The 1,694-nt window shown below is 67.7% G+C and carries 1 protein-coding gene; it reads right to left on the reverse strand.

Annotation, left to right across the window (positions count from 1 at the left end):
- A partial coding sequence (locus CH273_RS10835; RefSeq protein WP_218829570.1) for an acetyl-CoA carboxylase biotin carboxylase subunit occupies positions 1-1,694 on the reverse strand: 1,694 nt, incomplete at both ends.

Raw genomic sequence — 1,694 nt, forward strand, 5'->3', positions numbered from 1 at the left:
CCTGCTTTGTGGGCGTTGACGGGGTTTTCCATTTTCATCGCTTCCAGGACGGCGATGAGGTCCCCGGCGTCGACGGTTTGGCCTTCGTCGACAGCGACTTTGACCACGGTGCCCTGCATCGGTGCGGTCACCGCGTCACCGGAGGCCGCTCCGGCTCCGGCACCGCCACGGGTACGCGGTTTCGGCTTGCGCCGCACTGCACCCGCGTTGGCACCGCCGCCGTTGCCGCCGCCGAGGGACAGTTCCCCGGGCAGGGAGACCTCGACACGTCGGCCACCGACCTCGACGACGACGGACTGCCGCGGCAGCACCTCCTCGTCGTCGATCGGCGCTCCGGCGGTAAACGGGGGAACCTGGTTGTCCCATTCGGTTTCGATCCAGCGGGTGTGCACCGAGAACGACTCCCCGTCGCCGATGAACGCCGGATCGGAGACCACCGCAGCATGGAACGGGATCACCGTCGCCAACCCCTCGACGGTGAACTCGGCGAGGGCGCGACGCGACCGCGCGAGGGCTTCCTCGCGGGTGGCTCCGGTGACGATGAGTTTGGCGAGCATCGAATCGAACTGGCCGCCGATCACACTGCCGGATTCGACACCGGAATCGACGCGCACCCCCGGACCCGACGGGGCGATGAACGTGGTGACCGGGCCCGGTGCGGGCAGGAACCCACGGCCGGCGTCTTCGCCGTTGATCCGGAACTCGAACGAATGCCCGCGCGGTTCGGGATCTTCGGTGATCGACAGTTCTTCACCGTTGGCGATCCGGAACTGTTGCAGCACCAGATCGATGCCGGAGGTTTCCTCGGTGACGGGGTGTTCGACCTGCAGGCGGGTGTTGACCTCCAAGAACGACACGAGGCCGTCCTGGCCGACGAGGTATTCGACCGTTCCGGCACCGTAGTAGCCGGCTTCGAGGCAGATCGCTTTCGCCGACGAGTGGATTTCCTTGCGTTGGGCGTCGGTGAGGAACGGGGCGGGGGCTTCTTCGACGAGTTTCTGGAAGCGGCGTTGCAGCGAGCAGTCGCGGGTGCCTGCGACGACGACGTTGCCGTGTTGGTCGGCGATGACCTGCGCTTCGACGTGGCGGGGCTTGTCGAGGTACCGCTCGACGAAGCATTCCCCGCGCCCGAACGCGGCGACCGCTTCGCGGGTGGCCGAGTCGAACAACTCGGGGATCTCCTCGCGGGTGCGGGCGACTTTCATGCCGCGTCCGCCGCCACCGAACGCGGCTTTGATCGCGATCGGCAGACCGTGCTCGTCGGCGAAGGCGAGGATCTCGTCGGCGTTCTTCACCGGTTCGGAGGTGCCCGGCACGGAAGGGGCTTTCGCGCGGGCGGCGATGTGGCGGGCGGTGACCTTGTCACCGAGGTCGCGGATCGACTGCGGAGACGGCCCGATCCAGATCAGCCCGGCATCGATCACGGCCTGGGCGAAGTCGGCGTTCTCGGAGAGGAACCCGTAGCCGGGGTGGATGGCGTCGGCACCGGACTTGGCGGCGGCGTCGAGGATCTTGTCGATCACCAGATACGACTCCGCCGAGGTCTGACCCCCGAGGGCGAACGCCTCGTCGGCCAACCGAACGAACGGGGCATCGGCATCGGGCTCGGCGTACACAGCGACACTGGCCAACCCGGCATCGGCGGCCGCCCGGATCACCCGCACCGCGATCTCGCCACGATTGGCGACAAGAAC

This window comes from Rhodococcus sp. 05-339-2, assembly GCF_002258965.1.
Lineage (GTDB): Bacteria > Actinomycetota > Actinomycetes > Mycobacteriales > Mycobacteriaceae > Rhodococcoides.